This is a genomic window from Agrobacterium sp. 5Ca50 (genome assembly GCF_055381905.1).
This window is the reverse complement of the sequence record NZ_AP026438.1, coordinates 1,936,631-1,953,818: the sequence shown is the minus strand read 5'-3', so window position 1 is coordinate 1,953,818 and position 17,188 is coordinate 1,936,631. Positions and strand designations below refer to the sequence as shown.

At 56.2% G+C, this 17,188-nt stretch carries 16 protein-coding genes; 7 read left to right on the top strand and 9 right to left on the bottom strand.

What is annotated here, in order from left to right; translation table 11 throughout:
• Positions 1 to 11: 11 nt before the first annotated feature.
• Complete coding sequence (locus ACZ5FM_RS09595; protein ID WP_464038553.1) at positions 12 to 416, top strand: diacylglycerol kinase; 405 nt, start codon at positions 12 to 14, stop codon at positions 414 to 416.
• A gap of 5 nt (positions 417 to 421) precedes the next feature.
• On the opposite strand, the gene ACZ5FM_RS09590 is transcribed toward ACZ5FM_RS09595, so the two are convergent.
• Positions 422 to 1,960 (bottom strand): sensor histidine kinase, encoded by a 1,539-nt coding sequence (locus ACZ5FM_RS09590; protein ID WP_250981758.1) that lies wholly within the window; start codon positions 1,958 to 1,960, stop codon positions 422 to 424.
• A 108-nt stretch (positions 1,961 to 2,068) separates the two neighbouring features.
• Here ACZ5FM_RS09590 and ACZ5FM_RS09585 point away from each other — a divergent pair, with 108 nt between their 5' ends.
• From ACZ5FM_RS09585 to ACZ5FM_RS09575, 3 genes are all read left to right on the top strand, one after another.
• Positions 2,069 to 2,647, top strand: coding sequence for a thermonuclease family protein (locus ACZ5FM_RS09585; RefSeq protein ID WP_464038552.1), 579 nt, complete (start codon positions 2,069 to 2,071; stop codon positions 2,645 to 2,647).
• Positions 2,648 to 2,653: 6 nt separating this feature from the next.
• Positions 2,654 to 3,292: a uracil-DNA glycosylase family protein gene (locus ACZ5FM_RS09580; protein ID WP_464038551.1), complete on the top strand. Its 639-nt coding sequence runs from the start codon at positions 2,654 to 2,656 to the stop codon at positions 3,290 to 3,292.
• Between the two features lie 65 nt (positions 3,293 to 3,357).
• Positions 3,358 to 3,849, top strand: a complete 492-nt coding sequence (locus ACZ5FM_RS09575) for an Lrp/AsnC family transcriptional regulator (protein WP_192488673.1) — start codon at positions 3,358 to 3,360, stop codon at positions 3,847 to 3,849.
• A 2-nt stretch (positions 3,850 to 3,851) separates the two neighbouring features.
• On the opposite strand, the gene ACZ5FM_RS09570 is transcribed toward ACZ5FM_RS09575, so the two are convergent.
• The 6 genes from ACZ5FM_RS09570 to ACZ5FM_RS09545 form a co-directional block, all read right to left on the bottom strand.
• Positions 3,852 to 4,538, bottom strand: coding sequence for a DNA alkylation repair protein (locus ACZ5FM_RS09570; RefSeq protein WP_464038550.1), 687 nt, complete (start codon positions 4,536 to 4,538; stop codon positions 3,852 to 3,854).
• 149 nt (positions 4,539 to 4,687) lie between these two features.
• On the bottom strand, positions 4,688 to 5,515 hold the full coding sequence (locus tag ACZ5FM_RS09565) for a class I SAM-dependent DNA methyltransferase (protein WP_192488675.1): 828 nt from the start codon (positions 5,513 to 5,515) through the stop codon (positions 4,688 to 4,690).
• 89 nt (positions 5,516 to 5,604) lie between these two features.
• The gene (locus ACZ5FM_RS09560) at positions 5,605 to 5,871 is read right to left on the bottom strand and encodes an usg protein (RefSeq protein WP_259145957.1); all 267 of its coding nucleotides are present in this window, start codon (positions 5,869 to 5,871) and stop codon (positions 5,605 to 5,607) included.
• 160 nt (positions 5,872 to 6,031) lie between these two features.
• Complete coding sequence (locus tag ACZ5FM_RS09555) at positions 6,032 to 6,862, bottom strand: ABC transporter permease (RefSeq protein WP_464038549.1); 831 nt, start codon at positions 6,860 to 6,862, stop codon at positions 6,032 to 6,034.
• Positions 6,859 to 7,662, bottom strand: coding sequence for an ABC transporter permease (locus ACZ5FM_RS09550; protein ID WP_192488678.1), 804 nt, complete (start codon positions 7,660 to 7,662; stop codon positions 6,859 to 6,861). The genes ACZ5FM_RS09555 and ACZ5FM_RS09550 overlap by 4 nt, the downstream gene beginning before the upstream one ends.
• 112 nt (positions 7,663 to 7,774) lie before the next feature.
• A complete protein-coding gene (locus tag ACZ5FM_RS09545) occupies positions 7,775 to 8,548 on the bottom strand; it encodes an ABC transporter substrate-binding protein (protein ID WP_464038548.1) in 774 nt (257 codons plus the stop codon).
• Between the two features lie 299 nt (positions 8,549 to 8,847).
• On the opposite strand from ACZ5FM_RS09545, the gene ACZ5FM_RS09540 reads away from it, so the two are divergent.
• Positions 8,848 to 10,956 (top strand): OmpA family protein, encoded by a 2,109-nt coding sequence (locus tag ACZ5FM_RS09540; RefSeq protein ID WP_464038547.1) that lies wholly within the window; start codon positions 8,848 to 8,850, stop codon positions 10,954 to 10,956.
• Between the two features lie 75 nt (positions 10,957 to 11,031).
• On the opposite strand, the gene ACZ5FM_RS09535 is transcribed toward ACZ5FM_RS09540, so the two are convergent.
• Both ACZ5FM_RS09535 and ACZ5FM_RS09530 read right to left on the bottom strand, forming a co-directional pair.
• The gene (locus ACZ5FM_RS09535; protein WP_464038546.1) at positions 11,032 to 11,958 is read right to left on the bottom strand and encodes a pseudouridine-5'-phosphate glycosidase; all 927 of its coding nucleotides are present in this window, start codon (positions 11,956 to 11,958) and stop codon (positions 11,032 to 11,034) included.
• A gap of 30 nt (positions 11,959 to 11,988) precedes the next feature.
• Positions 11,989 to 12,930 (bottom strand): carbohydrate kinase family protein, encoded by a 942-nt coding sequence (locus tag ACZ5FM_RS09530; protein ID WP_464038545.1) that lies wholly within the window; start codon positions 12,928 to 12,930, stop codon positions 11,989 to 11,991.
• Positions 12,931 to 13,176: 246 nt separating this feature from the next.
• Here ACZ5FM_RS09530 and recA point away from each other — a divergent pair, with 246 nt between their 5' ends.
• Together recA and alaS are read left to right on the top strand one after the other, a co-directional pair.
• Positions 13,177 to 14,265, top strand: a complete 1,089-nt coding sequence (recA, locus tag ACZ5FM_RS09525) for a recombinase RecA (protein WP_192488683.1) — start codon at positions 13,177 to 13,179, stop codon at positions 14,263 to 14,265.
• Between the two features lie 208 nt (positions 14,266 to 14,473).
• Positions 14,474 to 17,137 (top strand): alanine--tRNA ligase, encoded by a 2,664-nt coding sequence (gene alaS / locus ACZ5FM_RS09520; RefSeq protein ID WP_464038544.1) that lies wholly within the window; start codon positions 14,474 to 14,476, stop codon positions 17,135 to 17,137.
• Positions 17,138 to 17,188 lie beyond the last annotated feature (51 nt).

Below are 17,188 nucleotides of genomic sequence, written 5' to 3'. Positions count from 1 at the left end.
AAGACCGCTGAATGACAAAACCACAATCAACCGACAAGCCGGCAGCTTTCGTGAAGGAAAAGGGTATCAGGCATTTGTTTGCTGCCCTGCGCTACTCCGTTCAGGGGCTTCAACGCCTGTGGAAGGAGGCTGCATTCCGCCACGAGGTTATTCTGCTGTTTGCAGGTCTGGTGCTGTTTGCAGTGATTGGTGCACCCTTCGTGCACTATCTGATTTTTGTCATACTGATGTTGCTGATGGTTGCGTTTGAGGCCATCAATACCGCGATCGAAGAACTGGTTGACCGTATTTCGCCGGAGATTTCATCGGTCGGTCGCCACGCAAAGGACCTCGGTTCACTTGCGGTCTTCTGCCTTATCCTGATCAATGCCGGATTTGTCGTTTACGCACTGGTCGTCAACCTGTTTCCGGGCTGACGATCTTAGGCGAATGAGCGTTTGCGCGGCTGGACCGCCTGCGTGTCTTCAACGGCAGGCAGGCTCTGCAGCACGCGTTTTGCCGGAAGAATGGCGATGACTTCCGTTCCCTCACGCAGTTTCGATTTCAGAATGAATTGGCCATCATGTTTGGCCAGAATGGCCTGTACGATCGGCAGACCAAGACCGGTGCCCTGTTCGGCACTTTTAATGGCAATCGATCCCTGACCGAATGCTGACAGCACGACCGGGATTTCTTCCTCGGGGATACCAGGGCCATTGTCCTTGATGGAAATGTATTGGCCGCCACCGGCGGTCCAGCCGACCTTCATCATGATTTCACCGCCCTGCGGGGTAAACTTCACGGCGTTGGACATCAGGTTCAGAACCACCTGACGGATAGCCTTTTCATCGGCCCAGACCAGCGGCAGGCTGCTTTCGAACTGCTGGGCAATGGAAATGTTCTTGGCGCGGGCACGAAGCTGGATCATGCCGATGCAATCTTCTGCCAGATCCAGCAGCGACATGGTTTCTTCATGCAGGTCGTAACGACCGGCTTCAATGCGTGATAGGTCGAGGATTTCATTGATCAGGTCGAGTAGATGTTTGCCGGACCGATGAATGTCGCCCGAATATTCCTTGTAGAGCGGGTTGTTGAGTGGCCCCAGAACCTCAGTTGCCATCACTTCGGAGAAACCGAGAATGGCGTTCAGCGGGGTGCGCAGCTCATGCGACATGGAGGCCAGGAAGCGCGACTTGGCAAGGTTTGCCTCTTCAGCGCGGCGGCGGGCCTCGTCTGACATGGACTTTGCCACCTCAAGCTCGGCAATCAGATCGTCCTTTTCCGATTGGAAGGACAAAAGCTTGATGTTGGACTTGGCAAGCCGGTCAGTGAGGTAATGGAAAAACAGCATGGCAACGATGAACATCGCAGCAACGCTGATGCCTGTGACCGAGCGCGATGTGGCCGCCACGATAATCAGTGCTGTCAAAACCGGCAGGAATGTCATCATTGCCGCACGCGGCAGCATGGCATTCGACATGGAGATGATTGCCAGCGCAATCAGCAGGGTCGCGCCCTTGAAGAACAGGAAATAGGCGGGTTGTACCGCAGGCGGTGCTTCATAGGCGGCGATGTAAGCCCAGACGCAGCCGGTAATGATCTGGATTGCCAGGAAGATATTGTGCCACCGGGTGGTGGAAATGGCCGTCAGTTCCTGCTTGTTGGCCCGTTTGGCAGCAATCAGCGACACAGCGTGAATGCCAAGCGCACAGATGGCCCAAGCCACAAGATTGGCTTCGCGTGTTAAATACACACCCAAACCTGTGACCAACACAATGAAAAGCGGCATGATCGTTGCGCCGTGCAGTGCTGTGCTTATATGCATTTCCAGCATGTCACGGTCAAAGGTGTGGTTTCCGCCCTGACCATATTGCAAGCGTTCGCGTGTCAACTTCACTGCCTTCGCGACCGCCTTGTTACGGTGCGTTTTGGAGCGGTCGACAATGTTCTTGTCTGTTGATGTGCTGACGCTTTTACTCATTGATACAACAGGAATGACACGAATGGCTGAAACACTAACCGCGAAATCTTAAGAAGATGCTGCCGTGAAACTATTTGTTTGCCATTTGTGAAAAGGATTTGTTGGCATATGAGACAAAACAAGGGCAGGCGGTTGGCTTATTTGCGCGACGGAATTGTGCTGATTGCCATTTTTCTGCTGGGAATTCTGATTGCTGCCAAGCTGGACAGCGACAACATGCAGCGGCATGCTGGAGCCTATTATGTCATTGACGGTGATACGCTGGCGCTGAACGGAAAACGTTTCCGTCTGCTGGGTATCGATGCGCCTGAACTTGACCAGCAATGCCAGCGCAATGGTTCTGACTGGCCCTGCGGGCAGGCCGCCAAACAGGCGCTGGCCAGCCTGGTTTCTGTCGGACTGGAATGCCGTGGCAATGACATGGATCGATATCAGCGTTTGCTCGTCCGGTGTTTCCTGGATGGTCAGGATGTGGCGGCTGAAATGGTGCGCCGGGGACTGGCCGTGCGGACAGAATATTTTCTGTTTTCGGACGAGGAAAGCGAAGCAAAGGCCAGTGGGCTTGGCCTGTGGGCAGGGGCGTTCGAAGCGCCGGCCAATTGGCGCAAGTTGCGCAAGACGGCGGAAATGGACGTACCATTGTCCGGTTTCCTTGCGGCGGTTCGCCATCTGCTTGGCTGGGAGTGAGTGTGAGTGCCTGACATCAGGGATAAGGATCTGGATATCTTAAGGGCCGAGATTGCCGCCTGTCGTATCTGTCGTGACACGCCGGCGCGCGGTGAGGCCTATCGCTTGCCGCATGAGCCGCGTCCGGTGGCGGTGATTTCCTCCAAGGCGCGTATTTTGATTGCCGGTCAGGCGCCGGGGCTTCGGGTTCATGAAAGCGGACTGCCATTCAATGACGCGTCGGGTGATCGGCTGCGCAACTGGCTGTCTGTCGACCGCGACCAGTTTTACAATCGTGACCTGTTCACCATCGTGCCTATGGGGTTCTGTTTTCCCGGTTACGATGCCAAGGGTAGCGACCTGCCACCGCGCAAGGAATGTGCACCGTTCTGGCGTCAGCGGGTGATGGATGCCATGCCACAGATAGAGCTGGTTCTGGCGATTGGCGGTTATGCGCAGGCCTGGCACATGGGCAAAACGCGCAATGGCAATGTCACGGAAACGGTACGCGACTGGCGCACGACATTTTTCAGGAATGAGGGCATTCGTATGCTGCCAATGCCGCATCCAAGCTGGCGCAATACAGCCTGGATACGGAAAAATCCATGGTTTGAAGAGGACCTGTTGCCAGTTTTGCGACAGTCTGTTGAAATGCTAATTAAGTGAAAAATTTTTCTGTTTTTTTCTTTTGAATCGTGTATCTAAAGGAAAATAATTCAGGAGGAATGGAATTGGATCGATTAGACCGCAAAATCCTGCGCATACTTCAGGAGGATTCAACCCTGGCTGTTGCTGACCTTGCCAAGAAGGTCGGCCTTTCCACGACGCCCTGTTGGCGGCGTATCCAGAAGATGGAAGAAGATGGTGTCATTCGCCGTCGCGTCGCTCTTCTGGACCCGGCCAAAGTCAACACCAAGGTTACGGTTTTTGTCTCCATTCGCACGGCATCCCACTCCATTGAGTGGCTGAAGCGTTTCTCGGAAGTGGTTTCCGAATTCCCTGAGGTTGTCGAATTCTACCGCATGAGCGGTGACGTGGATTACCTGCTGCGCGTGGTGGTGCCTGACATCGGTGCTTACGATGCTTTCTACAAGCGCATGATTGCCAAGATCGAAATCCGCGACGTGTCGTCTGCCTTCGCCATGGAGCAGATCAAGTACACGACTGAACTGCCGCTGGATTACATGCTGCTCGACAACACCAAGTCGTCGGGTGAAGAATAAGACTACTTCAGACGGGCGAGCAGTTTTTCGCCCGTCAATTGTTTGACGGCATCCTTGCCAACCCATCTTTCCGTTTTGTTTTCGCTGTCTGCCAAAACCTGCGCCAATGCCAGTGCGGGGGTGTGGCAATTGGTGCTGCGTTTGCCGATATTGCGCAGCGCCCAGTTCACTGCCTTGCACACAAAATTCCTGTCGTCATTTGCGTGTGCCTTGATGAGCGGCAAAAAGCCGATCATGGTTTCGTCCGGTTCTTTTTTGAGATGCACCGTTGCGCCGGCAATCATCGCAAAGGCGGTGCGCCGGACAAATTCCCTGTCGTCAGCGCTGAATGTGTCGATCAGGTCTTTCCAGAATGACGTCTGCGTGAAGAGATCGGCAGCGGCATCGACAATTTCCCAGGAATTGAAATCGCCCGCCCAGGCCAGACATTCGTTCTGCGTCAGAAGCGCGGGATCGGCGGTATAGATCGCCATCAGCCGGGCTTCACGAATGTCACTATGCCATAATTGCAAGGCGCGCTGGTGGTTGTTGCCGACCTGCCGGGCCAGCTTTTGCAGGTCGGGATTGCTGATGCCAAGTGCGGTATCGGTGACAATGGAAAAGCGGCGCATGCTATCAATGGCATCCTGCGATGTCATGGTTTGAAGGTGGTGAATGATGTCTTGTGCGGATGCGTTTTTGTCGAGCATTGCCGTTCATCCTGATGCCGCATATCGGCTGTTACAGCATCATGCCGTTTTTCAGAACATCATGCCATGCGACATGTCGTGACAGGCCCGCAAATCACGAAACATAGGCAAAGAAAAAGGCGCGATTTTCGCCGCGCCTTTTTTGAGGGTTAAGCCTTGAGCTTTGCCACCACCAGATGGCCCGGTGTCGGGTTGCCATCCTGCATACGCACATTGATGTCGGTGACTTCGAGAATTTCGAAACCAGTCGCCTCGAGACGTTCCTTCACGTAGCTTTCTGCATGTGCAAAACGCTGGTGCGGACCAACCATGTAGGCACGTCCAGCCAGAACATCATCTGGCAGTGTTTCAGACGAGAACACAAAGATACCGCCAGGAGCCAAGTTTTCGGCCGCACCGAAAAACAGCGGCTCAAGCGCACCAAGGTACGGCAGCACATCGGTGGCGGTGATCAGGTCGAAAGCGTCATCGTCATTGTCCTCAAGGAAATCCTCGACTTCCGCCACGTAAAGCGTTTCGTAGATTTCCTTTTCATGAGCAATTTCAACCATGTTCTCGGAAATGTCGATGCCGGTGCTGTCTTCAACCATGTCCCGCAGGGCGGCACCCGTCAGGCCGGTGCCGCAGCCGAGATCCAGCAGACGCTTGAATGGGCCAAGGTTGAGAGACTGCAGGCGCTGGCGCACGATCATCGGGACCGCGTAACCCAACTGCTCGACCAGAATGTCTTCAAAGGCTTCGGCGTGCTGGTCAAACAGTGTTTCGACATAGGCATCGGGAGCCTTTGGCGGTGTCTCGCCACGACCAAGTGAAGCAAGGCGAACAGCCGCACCACCATGATCTTCCGGATCAAGGCCCAGAACTTCCTGGTAGGCTGCTACGGCAGCGTCGATCTCGCCAGCCTTCTCATGGGCCAGTGCGCGGTTATAGGCTTCGGCAAGGGCCTCTTCATCGATCTTCTGTTGTTTTCCGGTCATTGCAGTACCCTTGGCTGAATTTTTGGTGTTCAGCCTTGCTGTAAGCTGCCCGCCGGGCACGTGCAATGTTTATCTCGAATAGCCGTTATTCAGTGGAGAATGAACTCACCCTTCAGTGCGCGCCATTCGCTGGCCGAAATCAGCTGCCGATGCACATATTTTACTGAATGCAGGGGACCATCGAGCTTTTCCCGCCAGAACTTCAGAAAGCCGTTCATTTCCGGAAAGTCCGGTGCCAGATCGTAATGCTGCCAGACATAGGTCTGGAGCAAAGCGGGGTGATCGGGCATGCGGTAGAAGATCTGGGCAGTGGTGAGGCCGTAACCTTTCAGCATCATTTCCATGTCTGTGTTCATGATACCTGTTCCCGTTTTTTTGGCGGTGCTGAACTTGTGTTCAACATCACCATGGGAGCATGACATGGTTAACCGAATCTTGAAATTGTATTTATCTGGCTAAAAAGAAATTATTTTTCAGTGCGTTAGCAGCTCTCATCGTGGAGTGCTGCTAACAGCTTCAGCGCTTCAGGTGGCGCGTCAGGCGGGCTTCAAGCCATGCCCAGACGTGACGAAGTGTCTCGACGATCGTCAGGTAGAAAATCGCGGCCCACAGATAGGTCTGGTAATCGAAGGTGCGGGAAAAGGCGTAACGTGTCTGGCCCATCAGATCGAACACGGTCACGACGGAGACAACAGCCGAACCCTTGATCAGCAGAATGATTTCATTGCCATAGGGGCGCAGGGCAACAATGAGTGCCTGCGGCATGGTAATCTTGCGGAAGATGATGGATTTCGGCAGGCCAAGCGCAAAGGCGCCTTCGCGCTGGCCGACCGGCACGCTGGCAATGGCACCGCGCAGGATTTCAGCCTGATAGGCCGCTGTGTTGAGCGTCATGGAGAGCAGGCCGCAATACCAGGCCTCCCGGAAGAACCACCACAGGCCAATGCTTTCCAGTTCCGTGCGGAATGTGCCAAGGCCGTAATAGATCAGGAACAGCTGCGCCAGCAGCGGTGTGCCCCGAAACACGTAGACATAGGCATAGGCCGGTGCCGCCAAGAACGGGTTTTTTGACATGCGCGCAAAGGCAATCGGCAGCGACAGGATGGCGCCGAGAATGATCGAAACCGTGACGAGAATGATTGTTGTTCTCAGTCCGTCGAGATAACGCGGTCCGTAACGTTCAACCTTGGCCCAGTCCCAACCGTTGATGATGGTGTAGACGAGGCCAAGAGCCACAAGGCACCAGATGCCAATGATGACGTAACCGCTGGCGCGGGCCAGTGTCATCGGCTTTTTTTCGGCAGGCGGCGCAGGGCGGGCTGCAATCAGATGTTCGGCATGGCTCATCGTTTGGCCTCCGATTTGCGTGACCAGCGATCAATGTAACCGAGACCAATCGACGACAGCATGGCGAGAACCAGAAACAGCAGGCAGGCAAGCCCGTAGAAGAAGAAGGCTTCCTTGCTGACGCGGGCCGCAACGCCGGTCTGGCGCAGGATGTCGGTCAGGCCGATGATCGATACGTAGGAGGTGTCCTTCAACAGGATCATCCACAGGTTCGTCATGCCGGGCAGGGCAATTCTGACCAGTTGCGGCAGTACGATCAGCAGCATGGTGCGGCTGCGTCGGAGACCGAGGGAATCGCCCGCTTCGTACTGGCCTTTGGGTATGGCCTTGAAAGCGGATAACAGCACTTCGGAGGAATAGGACGAAAACACCACGGCCAGTGCAATCATGCCCGCCACAAAGGCGTTGATTTCAATCGGTCCGCTGAAACCAAGCGAACCGGCCACCGATTGCAGCAGCATCTGTATGCCGTAATACACGATGAACAGCGTCAAAAGCTCAGGCAGGCCGCGGAAGATCGTGGTGTAGATACCGGCAGCGATCCGCAGCGACTTTTCGCTGGACTGGGCTGCAAGTGCGATCATAAAGCCGATGATCAAACCGACCGGCAAAGTTGCCAGTGCCAGTGTGATGGTGACCTTGACGCCAAAGGCAACTTCGTCACCCCAGCCTGTCGGGCCACAGGAAATGATGCTGGACTGATCCAGAAACGAGAAGACACCAACAGGGCCGCAGAATGGATCAAATAGATGCGTAATGTAGGCCCAAAAAGAGCCTACCGCGGAAAACAATCCGCTCATGCCAACTTCCCCTGCGGTCTTTGCCGCTTTTTTTGAATCTATCCATGTTTTTCAAACAAAAATGGCGGAAGGGCAAGCCATCCGCCATCAACTTTCAACAGATCAGCACTGATTATTCGCCGTAAACGTCGAAATCGAAGTACTTGTCGTTGATTTCCTTGTATTTGCCGTTCGCACGGATGGCGGCGATAGCGCCAGACAGCTTGTCAGCAAGTGCAGTGTCGCCCTTGCGCACAGCAATACCGGCACCATTACCATTGATGTCAGGATCGACCTTCAGTGGTGTCAGGATCTTGCAGCAAGCGCCAGCGTCAGACTTGACCCATTCCGACAGAACGACGATGTCGTCGATAACGCCATCAATACGGCCGTTGGTGATGTCGAGCTTGTATTCGTCAGCGGTTGGGTAGAGCTTGAGGTCAGAATCAGCCAGATGCTTTTCGGCGTAGTTGGCGTGGGTTGTGGAACCCTGCGCGCCGAGGCTCTTGCCCTTGAGGTCTTCAAGAGTCTTGATTGGCGAATCCTTCGGAACGGCAATGGCCGGAGGTGTGTTGTAGTACTTCTTGGAGAAGTCGACCTTTTCCAGACGCTCAGGTGTAATCGACATGGACGCGACGATTGCATCGAACTTCTTGGCCTGCAGGGCCGGAATAATGCCATCCCAGTCGTTGGTTACGAAGGTGCATTCGGTTTTCATCTCTTCGCAGAGCGCCTTGGCGATATCGATATCGAAACCGGTCAGCGTGCCGTCCGCTTCAAGGTTGTTGAAGGGAGGGTAAGCGCCTTCCGTGCCGATAACGAGCTTGTCTTGCGCAAGGGCTGCGCCGGAAAACAAAGATACTGCCGCGATGGAAGCGGCGGCAAGAAGACGTGTAGAAATACGCATTGCGATCCTCTCTTTTGGTTTTCACTGGCGGGCTGTTGTTTTTTTCCGTGCCAGTGTCTGTTGCGTGGGGTCATTGCACCTCGCTGGCCGGATACTCATACCGTTGCAAATAAAATGCAACCTCAATTCCACGATCTGTCAAACAGCTTCGGCATGGTTGTTGCCCGTTCATTCTGCGTACAGGCTTCTCCGTTCATGATTGGAACAATGTCATGATTGGCGCGTTGCGCTGACCGGGCACAAAAAAGCCCTGAATGACGCAGATGACAACGAAGCATTCAGGCACATGAGGAAACACGATGCTGAATAAAACCATGTTGAGGGCCGGGGTTGTTCTTCCCCTTATGTCCATTGTCATGACGGCTCAACCAGCCGGCGCCATGACATTGAGGCCCACCGTTTCTTTCCAAGCTGAGAGCCGGGATGTTATTCGCGTACAGGTCAGCGTTGAAGGCGCGCGCCAGAAATTGCAGGCAGCGCAGCAGGCACTGGCTGATGCCCAGGCAAGCGGTGGTGACACTTCTGCCGCACAGGCGGCCGTAGGGGCCGCGCAGGCTGAGCTTGATGCAGCGCTTGCCGCGCAGAACGCAGCGCCACCACCAGCACCGGAACCCGCACCACCAGCGGCCGAGCCTGCGCCGGAGCCAGCACCACCCGCCGCTGAGGCACCACCTCCGCCACCAGCACCAGAACCTGCGCCGCCTGCGGCTGAGCCAGCACCGGCACCAGAGGCTGCTCCTCCTGCCGCCGAACAGGCACCTGAGCCGAAGCGCCGACCAAAACGTGAGCCAGCCGCCGAAGCACCGGCACCTGAACCGAAGGAAGCTCCAGTACCGCAGGAATCACCAGCGCCTGAGAAAGCGCCGGTGCCGGAACAGCAGGCAGACCCACAACCGGGCCGCCAGCCGGGTGATGATCAGTCCAAGCAGCGCCCACGCCCGAACCGTGAAAAACCTGCTCCACGTCCCGCCGCTGAAGAGCCAGCACCTGTGCCAACACCGGCACCTGCGCCAGATGCTGCGGCACCTGCACCGGACGCTGCTGCACCTGCACCCATCCCGGCACCAGCACCAGATGCGCCGCCAGCCCCTGACGCACCGCCACCACCACAGGACGGTGCTGCAAGTGGACAGGCCCCCGCCGGTGAAGCCGTGCCGGATCAGGTCGCTGCTCCGCAGGAAGAAGCTCCTTCCATGACCAAGGAACAACTGGACCAGGCCAAGGCCATTGCTGCGGACCCGTCCAAGACCGATGAAACGGTTATTCTGCCGGTCGACAAGGGTGCTGCCGTTCTCGACAGCGACAAGGAAGCGGAACGTTCTGGCGACAGAAAGTCTCGTGACGAACGTCGCAAGGAGCGTGAGCAGGCCGGGGAAGTGAAGGTCCCGACCTCGGACGCCGAAGCACAGGCTATGCGGCCCGATGGCAAGGCACCACCGCCGCCGGTAAAGATGGAAGCTGCAACCGCCCAGCAGGGTGAGCGCATTGCCCGTCCACCACGTTTTGAACGTCCGGAAGGCGTGCGTGAGTGGCAGCCACGCGATGGTGGCCGTCGTAACAACAATGATGATGGCGCCCGCATCATCCTGCAGCTAGGTGACCGCATCATAGTGCGTGGCGACGATACCAGCCGCTTCGTGCGTGAAGGTGAAGAGCCGTATTACGAGCGTCTGCCAGGTGGCCGTATCCGCGAAACTGTGGAGCGTAACGACGGCACGCAGGTTGTGACGATCCGTAACCGTTACGGCGACATCATCCAGCGTTCGCGCATCGATAATCGTGGCCGTGAATATGTGCTGTTCTACGCACCGGAACTGATGGAGCGTCCTGACCGCGAATATGCTTATCGCGATCCGGGCCTTGATCTGCCACCGATGCGTCTGCGCATTCCGGTTCAGGACTACATCATCGACACGACCAGCGATCCGGACCGTGACTATTACGCGTTCCTCGAACAGCCGCCGGTCGAACCTGTAGAGCGCGTCTACTCGCTGGACGAGGTGAAGTACTCTGCGCGTATTCGTGACAAGGTACGTCGTATCGACCTCGATACGGTGACCTTTGCAACGGGCAGTGCCGATATTCCGATGAACCAGGCACGCACACTTCGCAAGGTGGCAGACGCGATCAACAAGACGCTGGACCAGAACCCGGCCGAAACCTTCCTCATTGAAGGTCATACGGACGCTGTTGGTTCTGACGAAAGCAACCTGATCCTGTCGGACCGTCGCGCTGAATCGGTCGCCAATATCCTGACCGACGTTTACGGCATTCCGCCGGAAAACCTGGCAACGCAGGGCTATGGCGAACGGTACCTGAAGGTACGCACGCTTTCTGCAGAACAGCAGAACCGCCGTGTGACCATCCGCCGCGTCACGCCGCTGGTTCGTCCGGTCGCACAGAACTGATATGTTCTGATGACAATAAAAAGCCCGGCTCCGAAAAGGAGCCGGGCTTTTTTCATGCCTGAAATGTCGAACAAATCAGCCGTTGAGGGCAACCGCGATTTCAGCGGCCAGGCGTGCATTGTTGCGCACCAGGGCAATGTTGGTCTTGAGGCTGCGGCCGCTGGTCAGACGGAAAATATTATCCAGCAGGTAAGGCGTTACGGCCTTGCCAGTAATTTCCTCACGCTCTGCATTGGCAATGGCGCGGCTGATGTAGATTTCCATCTCTTCGCGCGGAATTTCATCTTCTTCCGGAACCGGGTTGGCAATCAGCATGCCGCCGTCGATGCCGAGCTGTTCGCGGGTCGTCTGGAAGTTGGCAATCGCGGCCGGGCTGTTCAGTGTCAGCGGGCTTTGCAGGCCTGACGAACGCGACCAGAAGGCCGGGAATTCAGTGGCTTCATAGGTCACGACAGGAACGCCGCCGGTTTCCAGAACTTCCAGCGTCTTTGGAATGTCGAGAATGGCCTTGGCGCCAGCGCAAATGACGATTACGCCAGTTTTGGCAAGCTCAGTCAGGTCAGCAGAGATGTCGAAGCTTTCTTCGGCGCCGCGGTGTACGCCACCAATGCCACCGGTTGCGAAGACCTTGATGCCAGCGCGCGCGGCGGCAATCATGGTGGCGGCAACGGTAGTTGCACCGGTGCGACGCTCGGCAATCGCAAAGGCGATATCGGCGCGCGAAACTTTCATGGCACCAGTGGTCTGGGCGAGGGTTTCCAACTGGTGCTTTTCAAGGCCGATATGCAAAACGCCATCGATGACAGCGATGGTGGCAGGTACGGCACCTTCCTGGCGGATCAGTTCTTCCACGCCCTGCGCCATTTCAATGTTGCCAGGGTAAGGCATGCCATGAGTGATGATGGTCGATTCAAGGGCAACGATTGGTGCGCCGCGCTGTTTGGCAGCAGCAACTTCGTCGGAATAGACAATCGGAAGGAGAGGGGAGATTGGCTTTGTCATCGGGTATTTCCAATTTCTGTTATAAATGTCTCATGACAGGGTTTGTGCTTCGGGCACAAGACGTAACATCAGGTCAATGTTGTCTTGTGACATTTCATGCGATGTGGCGAAGGGTGAAAGGACGGTAATGGCTGCCGCTGCCGTGCCCCAACGCAGGCTTTCGCCTATGTTCTGGCCCTGAAGATGGCCTGCCAGAAAACCGGATGCAAGGGCATCACCAGCCCCTGTGACATCACGTACCTCTTTCAGGACTGGTGGCTGCAGCGATGCAGTGTTTTCGCCGACAAAGGCAATCACTTCATTGGAGCCGCGCGTTACCACGCCACCCCTCACACCGGCTGCACGCAGCAAGGTCGGCCAGTCGGCGGATTTTTCCGGGCTGTGGCCGGTAATGGTGCGGGCTTCGGCCTCGTTCATGAAGAGAATGTCGATATTCTCAAGCGCGCCTTGCAACTTGACGACCTTGGCTGGCGAAATCGCAATGGCAGCCAGAAGCTTGCCCTGTTCCTTCGCCGCTTTGCCGAGTGCCGCAAGTGTATCCTTCGGCAGATTGGCGTCGCACAGAATGGCGTCGGTTGCCTCAATTGCATCCCTGACAGCCCGCACGCGCAGGCGGCGGGGCGAAAACAGGTCATAGAGGTCCATGTCGGCCAGCGCGATGATCAGATTGCCGTCGCGCTCAAGGATCGCGGTGTAGCTGGGTGTCTTGCGGTCCAGAAAGACAAAAGGCGTGTCTTCGACATCAGCTTCAATGGCCGCTGCCGCGACCGCTTCGCCTGTTGCATCGCCGCCGCGCGGCGAGATGATGCGAACGTCAAAACCGAGGCGGGAAAGGTTGCGGGCAGCATTAAAACCCCCACCGCCTGCCTCTTCCATCCAGCGTCCGGGGTTGCTGGCAGCCGGTGAGGTTTCACCTGTAATCAGACCTCGGCGATCTATGTGGGCACCACCGAGTACGAGTATTTTTTTCATCGTCCGTTCCCGTATTCCACCGGTCTGATGCAGAGGTGCGATTCGACCCTTTTGCGGTTTGACCTGTGGTTTTTCATCTTTTTTGCCGTGGCTTCCACGAAGAAAAACAAAAATAGAACAAACCACTTATCCATTATTGTTTTCAATATGATGATCTGCTCTTGTCGAATGAGAACAAACAAGGTACAAAATCTTCACGGAACGCTTCATTGCCTGTGGGGCTTCAATAACCTAAAGGTGGATCAGATGGCACAAAATTCTTTGCGTCTTGTAGAGGATAAATCGGTGGATAAAAGCAAGGCACTGGAAGCGGCGCTCTCCCAGATCGAACGTTCGTTCGGCAAGGGATCGATCATGAAGCTCGGCTCCAATGAAAACGTCGTTGAAATTGAAACAGTTTCGACGGGATCTCTTAGTTTGGATATTGCCCTTGGGATTGGTGGACTTCCCAAAGGTCGTATCATTGAAATTTACGGCCCTGAAAGCTCGGGTAAGACGACGCTTGCGCTGCAGACAATTGCAGAAGCCCAGAAAAAGGGTGGCATTTGCGCCTTCGTGGATGCGGAACACGCGCTTGATCCGGTCTATGCCCGCAAGCTTGGCGTCGATCTGCAGAACCTGCTGATCTCCCAGCCTGATACAGGTGAGCAGGCACTTGAAATCACCGATACGCTGGTTCGCTCCGGCGCGGTGGATGTTCTGGTTATCGACTCCGTTGCGGCCCTGACGCCGCGTGCGGAAATTGAAGGTGAAATGGGCGACAGCCTGCCGGGTCTTCAGGCTCGTCTGATGAGCCAGGCGCTGCGCAAGCTGACCGCATCGATCTCCCGTTCGAACTGCATGGTTATCTTCATCAACCAGATCCGTATGAAGATCGGTGTGATGTTCGGATCGCCGGAAACGACAACAGGCGGTAACGCGCTGAAGTTCTATGCCTCCGTTCGTCTCGACATTCGCCGTATCGGCGCCGTCAAGGAGCGTGAAGAGGTTGTTGGCAACCAGACACGCGTCAAGGTCGTCAAGAACAAGATGGCACCTCCGTTCAAGCAGGTCGAATTCGATATCATGTATGGCGAAGGCGTTTCCAAGACCGGTGAGCTGGTCGATCTGGGCGTCAAGGCTGGCATCGTCGAGAAGTCGGGTGCCTGGTTCTCCTATAACAGCCAGCGACTGGGGCAGGGGCGTGAAAACGCCAAGACCTTCCTGCGTGAAAACCCGGCGCTTGCCAATGAAATTGAACTGTCACTCCGCCAGAATGCTGGTCTGATTGCAGACCGCTTCCTGCAGAATGGCGGTCCGGAAGGTTCTGAAGACGGCGACGGCCCGGACGCCTGATCGACCGTGTCGCCGTCTCTCATTTGAAACGGCGCTGTATGAATTGAAACAAAAGGCCGCGTGACACCGTTCATGCGGCCTTTTTTGTGCCATGGTTGCGGCCCGAATGGCTGGACAGGGCCAGACGTGAACGATAAAAGCCAGTGGTTTTGATGGTTAGCCGTATTGCAAACGGCAATGAAGGACTCAGTATGAGCGGTGTGTGGGCATGAGCGGCGTAAATGAAATCCGGTCGACCTTTCTCGACTACTTCAAGAAAAATGGTCATGAAATCGTAGCCTCCAGCCCTCTGGTGCCGCGCAATGACCCGACCCTCATGTTTACCAATGCGGGCATGGTTCAGTTCAAGAACGTGTTCACCGGTCTGGAAAGCCGTCCATACTCCACGGCTGCATCGTCGCAGAAATGCGTACGCGCCGGCGGCAAGCACAACGATCTCGACAATGTCGGTTACACCGCCCGTCACCACACATTCTTCGAAATGCTGGGTAACTTCTCTTTTGGTGACTACTTCAAGGAAGAGGCGATTACGCACGCCTGGAACCTGATCACCAAAGAATACGGCATCGACAAGAACCGTCTTCTGGTGACTGTCTACCACACCGACGATGAAGCCTTTAACCTGTGGAAGAAGATTGCCGGTTTCTCGGATGATCGCATCATCCGTATTCCAACCAGCGACAACTTCTGGGCCATGGGTGACACCGGTCCTTGCGGTCCATGTTCTGAAATTTTCTACGACCACGGAGATCATATCTGGGGTGGCCCTCCAGGCTCTGCCGATGAAGATGGCGACCGTTTCATCGAGATCTGGAACCTCGTCTTCATGCAGTATGAGCAGGTGACGAAGGAAGAGCGCATCAATCTGCCGCGTCCATCGATCGATACCGGCATGGGGCTTGAGCGTATTTCCGCGCTGCTGCAGGGCAAACACGACAACTACGACACGGATCTGTTCCGTGCGCTGATTTCCGCTTCGGTTGAGGCAACCGGTGTTGCTGCTGAAGGCGAAAAGCGCGCCAGCCACCGTGTTATTGCTGACCACCTGCGTTCATCCGCCTTCCTGATTGCCGACGGTGTTCTTCCGTCCAACGAAGGCCGTGGTTACGTGCTGCGCCGTATTATGCGTCGCGCAATGCGCCATGCGGAATTGCTGGGTTCGAAAGAGCCATTGATCTGGAAGCTGCTGCCAACGCTCGTTCAGCAGATGGGCCGTGCCTATCCGGAACTGGTGCGCGCAGAGCCGCTGATCTCTGAGACGCTGAAGCTGGAAGAAACCCGTTTCCGCAAGACGCTGGAGCGTGGTCTTTCGTTGCTGTCCGACGCAACCTCGACACTGCACAAGGGCGACATGCTGGACGGCGAAACAGCATTCAAGCTTTACGACACCTACGGATTCCCGCTCGACCTGACGCAGGACGCTTTGCGTGCGCGTGAAATCGGCGTCGATATTTCCGGCTTTACCGACGCCATGGAGCGCCAGAAGGCCGAGGCACGTTCGCACTGGGCCGGTTCCGGCGACAAGGCAACGGAAACCGTGTGGTTTGAACTGAAGGAAAAGCTCGGCGCGTCCGAATTCCTCGGTTACGACACCGAAACGGCAGAAGGCGTAGTTCAGGCCATCGTCAAGGACGGCAAGGCTGTTGATGCGGCTGCTGCAGGCGAAACCGTGCAGGTTGTCGTCAACCAGACCCCGTTCTACGGTGAATCCGGTGGCCAGATGGGCGACACCGGTATCATCTCATCTGACAATGGCGCATTTGCCGTGTCCGATACCCAGAAGAAGGGCGAAGGCCTGTTCGTTCACATTGGTACGGTTGAAAAGGGCGGTCTCAAGGTCGGCGACGCTGTTCAGTTGACGGTTGATCATGACCGCCGCTCGCGTCTGCGTGCAAACCACTCGGCAACCCACCTGCTGCATGAGGCGCTGCGCGAAATCCTCGGCACGCATGTTGCCCAGAAGGGCTCGCTGGTTGCGCCTGAGCGTCTGCGCTTCGACGTATCTCATCCTAAGCCAATGACGGCAGAGGAATTGAAGATCGTTGAGCAGATGGCCAACGAAATCATTCTGCAGAATGCGCCTGTTACCACGCGTCTGATGAGCGTTGACGATGCGATTGCCGAAGGTGCCATGGCGCTGTTCGGTGAGAAGTACGGTGACGAAGTGCGCGTTGTGTCGATGGGCACTGGCATTCACGGCGCCAAGGCCAACCGTCCGTACTCGGTAGAACTTTGCGGCGGTACGCATGTGTCAGCAACCGGTGAAATCGGTCTGGTGCGCGTGTTGGGCGAAAGCGCGGTTGGTGCTGGCGTTCGTCGTGTTGAAGCTGTCACCGGCCAGGGCGCTCTGGCCTACCTCGCCGAGCAGGACGAACGTGTGAAGGCGTTGGCTTCTTCGCTGAAGGTTCAGCCGGGCGAAGTGTTGTCGCGCGTTGAAAGCCTGCTCGATGAGCGCAAGAAGCTTGAAAAGGAACTGACGGATGCCCGTCGCAAGCTGGCCATGGGCGGCGGTTCCGCTGACGGCGCTGCAAGCGATGTGCAGGAGATCGGCGGCGTGAAGCTGCTGGCCAAGTCGCTGTCCGGTATTGAAGCCAAGGACCTCAAGGGCCTTGCTGATGATGCCAAGGCAGGCATTGGTTCCGGCGTTGTGCTGCTGATTGCCGTCTCTGAAGATGGTAAGGCAAGTGCCGTTGTGTCTGTGACCGAAGACCTGACATCGCGCTTCAGCGCCGTTGATCTGGTGCGCGTTGCTTCTGCCGCTCTCGGCGGCAAGGGTGGCGGTGGCCGTCCTGACATGGCGCAGGCCGGTGGCCCTGATGGTGCCAAGGCATCTGAAGCCATTGAGGCTGTTGCGGCGGCACTCGCTGGCTGAGACTGGAACATCCAATAGAAAAGGCGGGTTTGACCCGCCTTTTTTTATTTT

Coding starts and splice junctions, on each gene's coding strand:
- ACZ5FM_RS09595 (WP_464038553.1), top strand. CDS start 12: ATGACAAAACCACAATCAACCGACAAGCCGGCAGCTTTCGTGAAGGAA.
- ACZ5FM_RS09590 (WP_250981758.1), bottom strand. CDS start 1,960: ATGAGTAAAAGCGTCAGCACATCAACAGACAAGAACATTGTCGACCGC.
- ACZ5FM_RS09585 (WP_464038552.1), top strand. CDS start 2,069: ATGAGACAAAACAAGGGCAGGCGGTTGGCTTATTTGCGCGACGGAATT.
- ACZ5FM_RS09570 (WP_464038550.1), bottom strand. CDS start 4,538: ATGCTCGACAAAAACGCATCCGCACAAGACATCATTCACCACCTTCAA.
- ACZ5FM_RS09565 (WP_192488675.1), bottom strand. CDS start 5,515: ATGACCGGAAAACAACAGAAGATCGATGAAGAGGCCCTTGCCGAAGCC.
- ACZ5FM_RS09560 (WP_259145957.1), bottom strand. CDS start 5,871: ATGAACACAGACATGGAAATGATGCTGAAAGGTTACGGCCTCACCACT.
- ACZ5FM_RS09555 (WP_464038549.1), bottom strand. CDS start 6,862: ATGAGCCATGCCGAACATCTGATTGCAGCCCGCCCTGCGCCGCCTGCC.
- ACZ5FM_RS09550 (WP_192488678.1), bottom strand. CDS start 7,662: ATGAGCGGATTGTTTTCCGCGGTAGGCTCTTTTTGGGCCTACATTACG.
- ACZ5FM_RS09545 (WP_464038548.1), bottom strand. CDS start 8,548: ATGCGTATTTCTACACGTCTTCTTGCCGCCGCTTCCATCGCGGCAGTA.
- ACZ5FM_RS09540 (WP_464038547.1), top strand. CDS start 8,848: ATGCTGAATAAAACCATGTTGAGGGCCGGGGTTGTTCTTCCCCTTATG.
- ACZ5FM_RS09535 (WP_464038546.1), bottom strand. CDS start 11,958: ATGACAAAGCCAATCTCCCCTCTCCTTCCGATTGTCTATTCCGACGAA.
- ACZ5FM_RS09530 (WP_464038545.1), bottom strand. CDS start 12,930: ATGAAAAAAATACTCGTACTCGGTGGTGCCCACATAGATCGCCGAGGT.
- recA (WP_192488683.1), top strand. CDS start 13,177: ATGGCACAAAATTCTTTGCGTCTTGTAGAGGATAAATCGGTGGATAAA.
- alaS (WP_464038544.1), top strand. CDS start 14,474: ATGAGCGGCGTAAATGAAATCCGGTCGACCTTTCTCGACTACTTCAAG.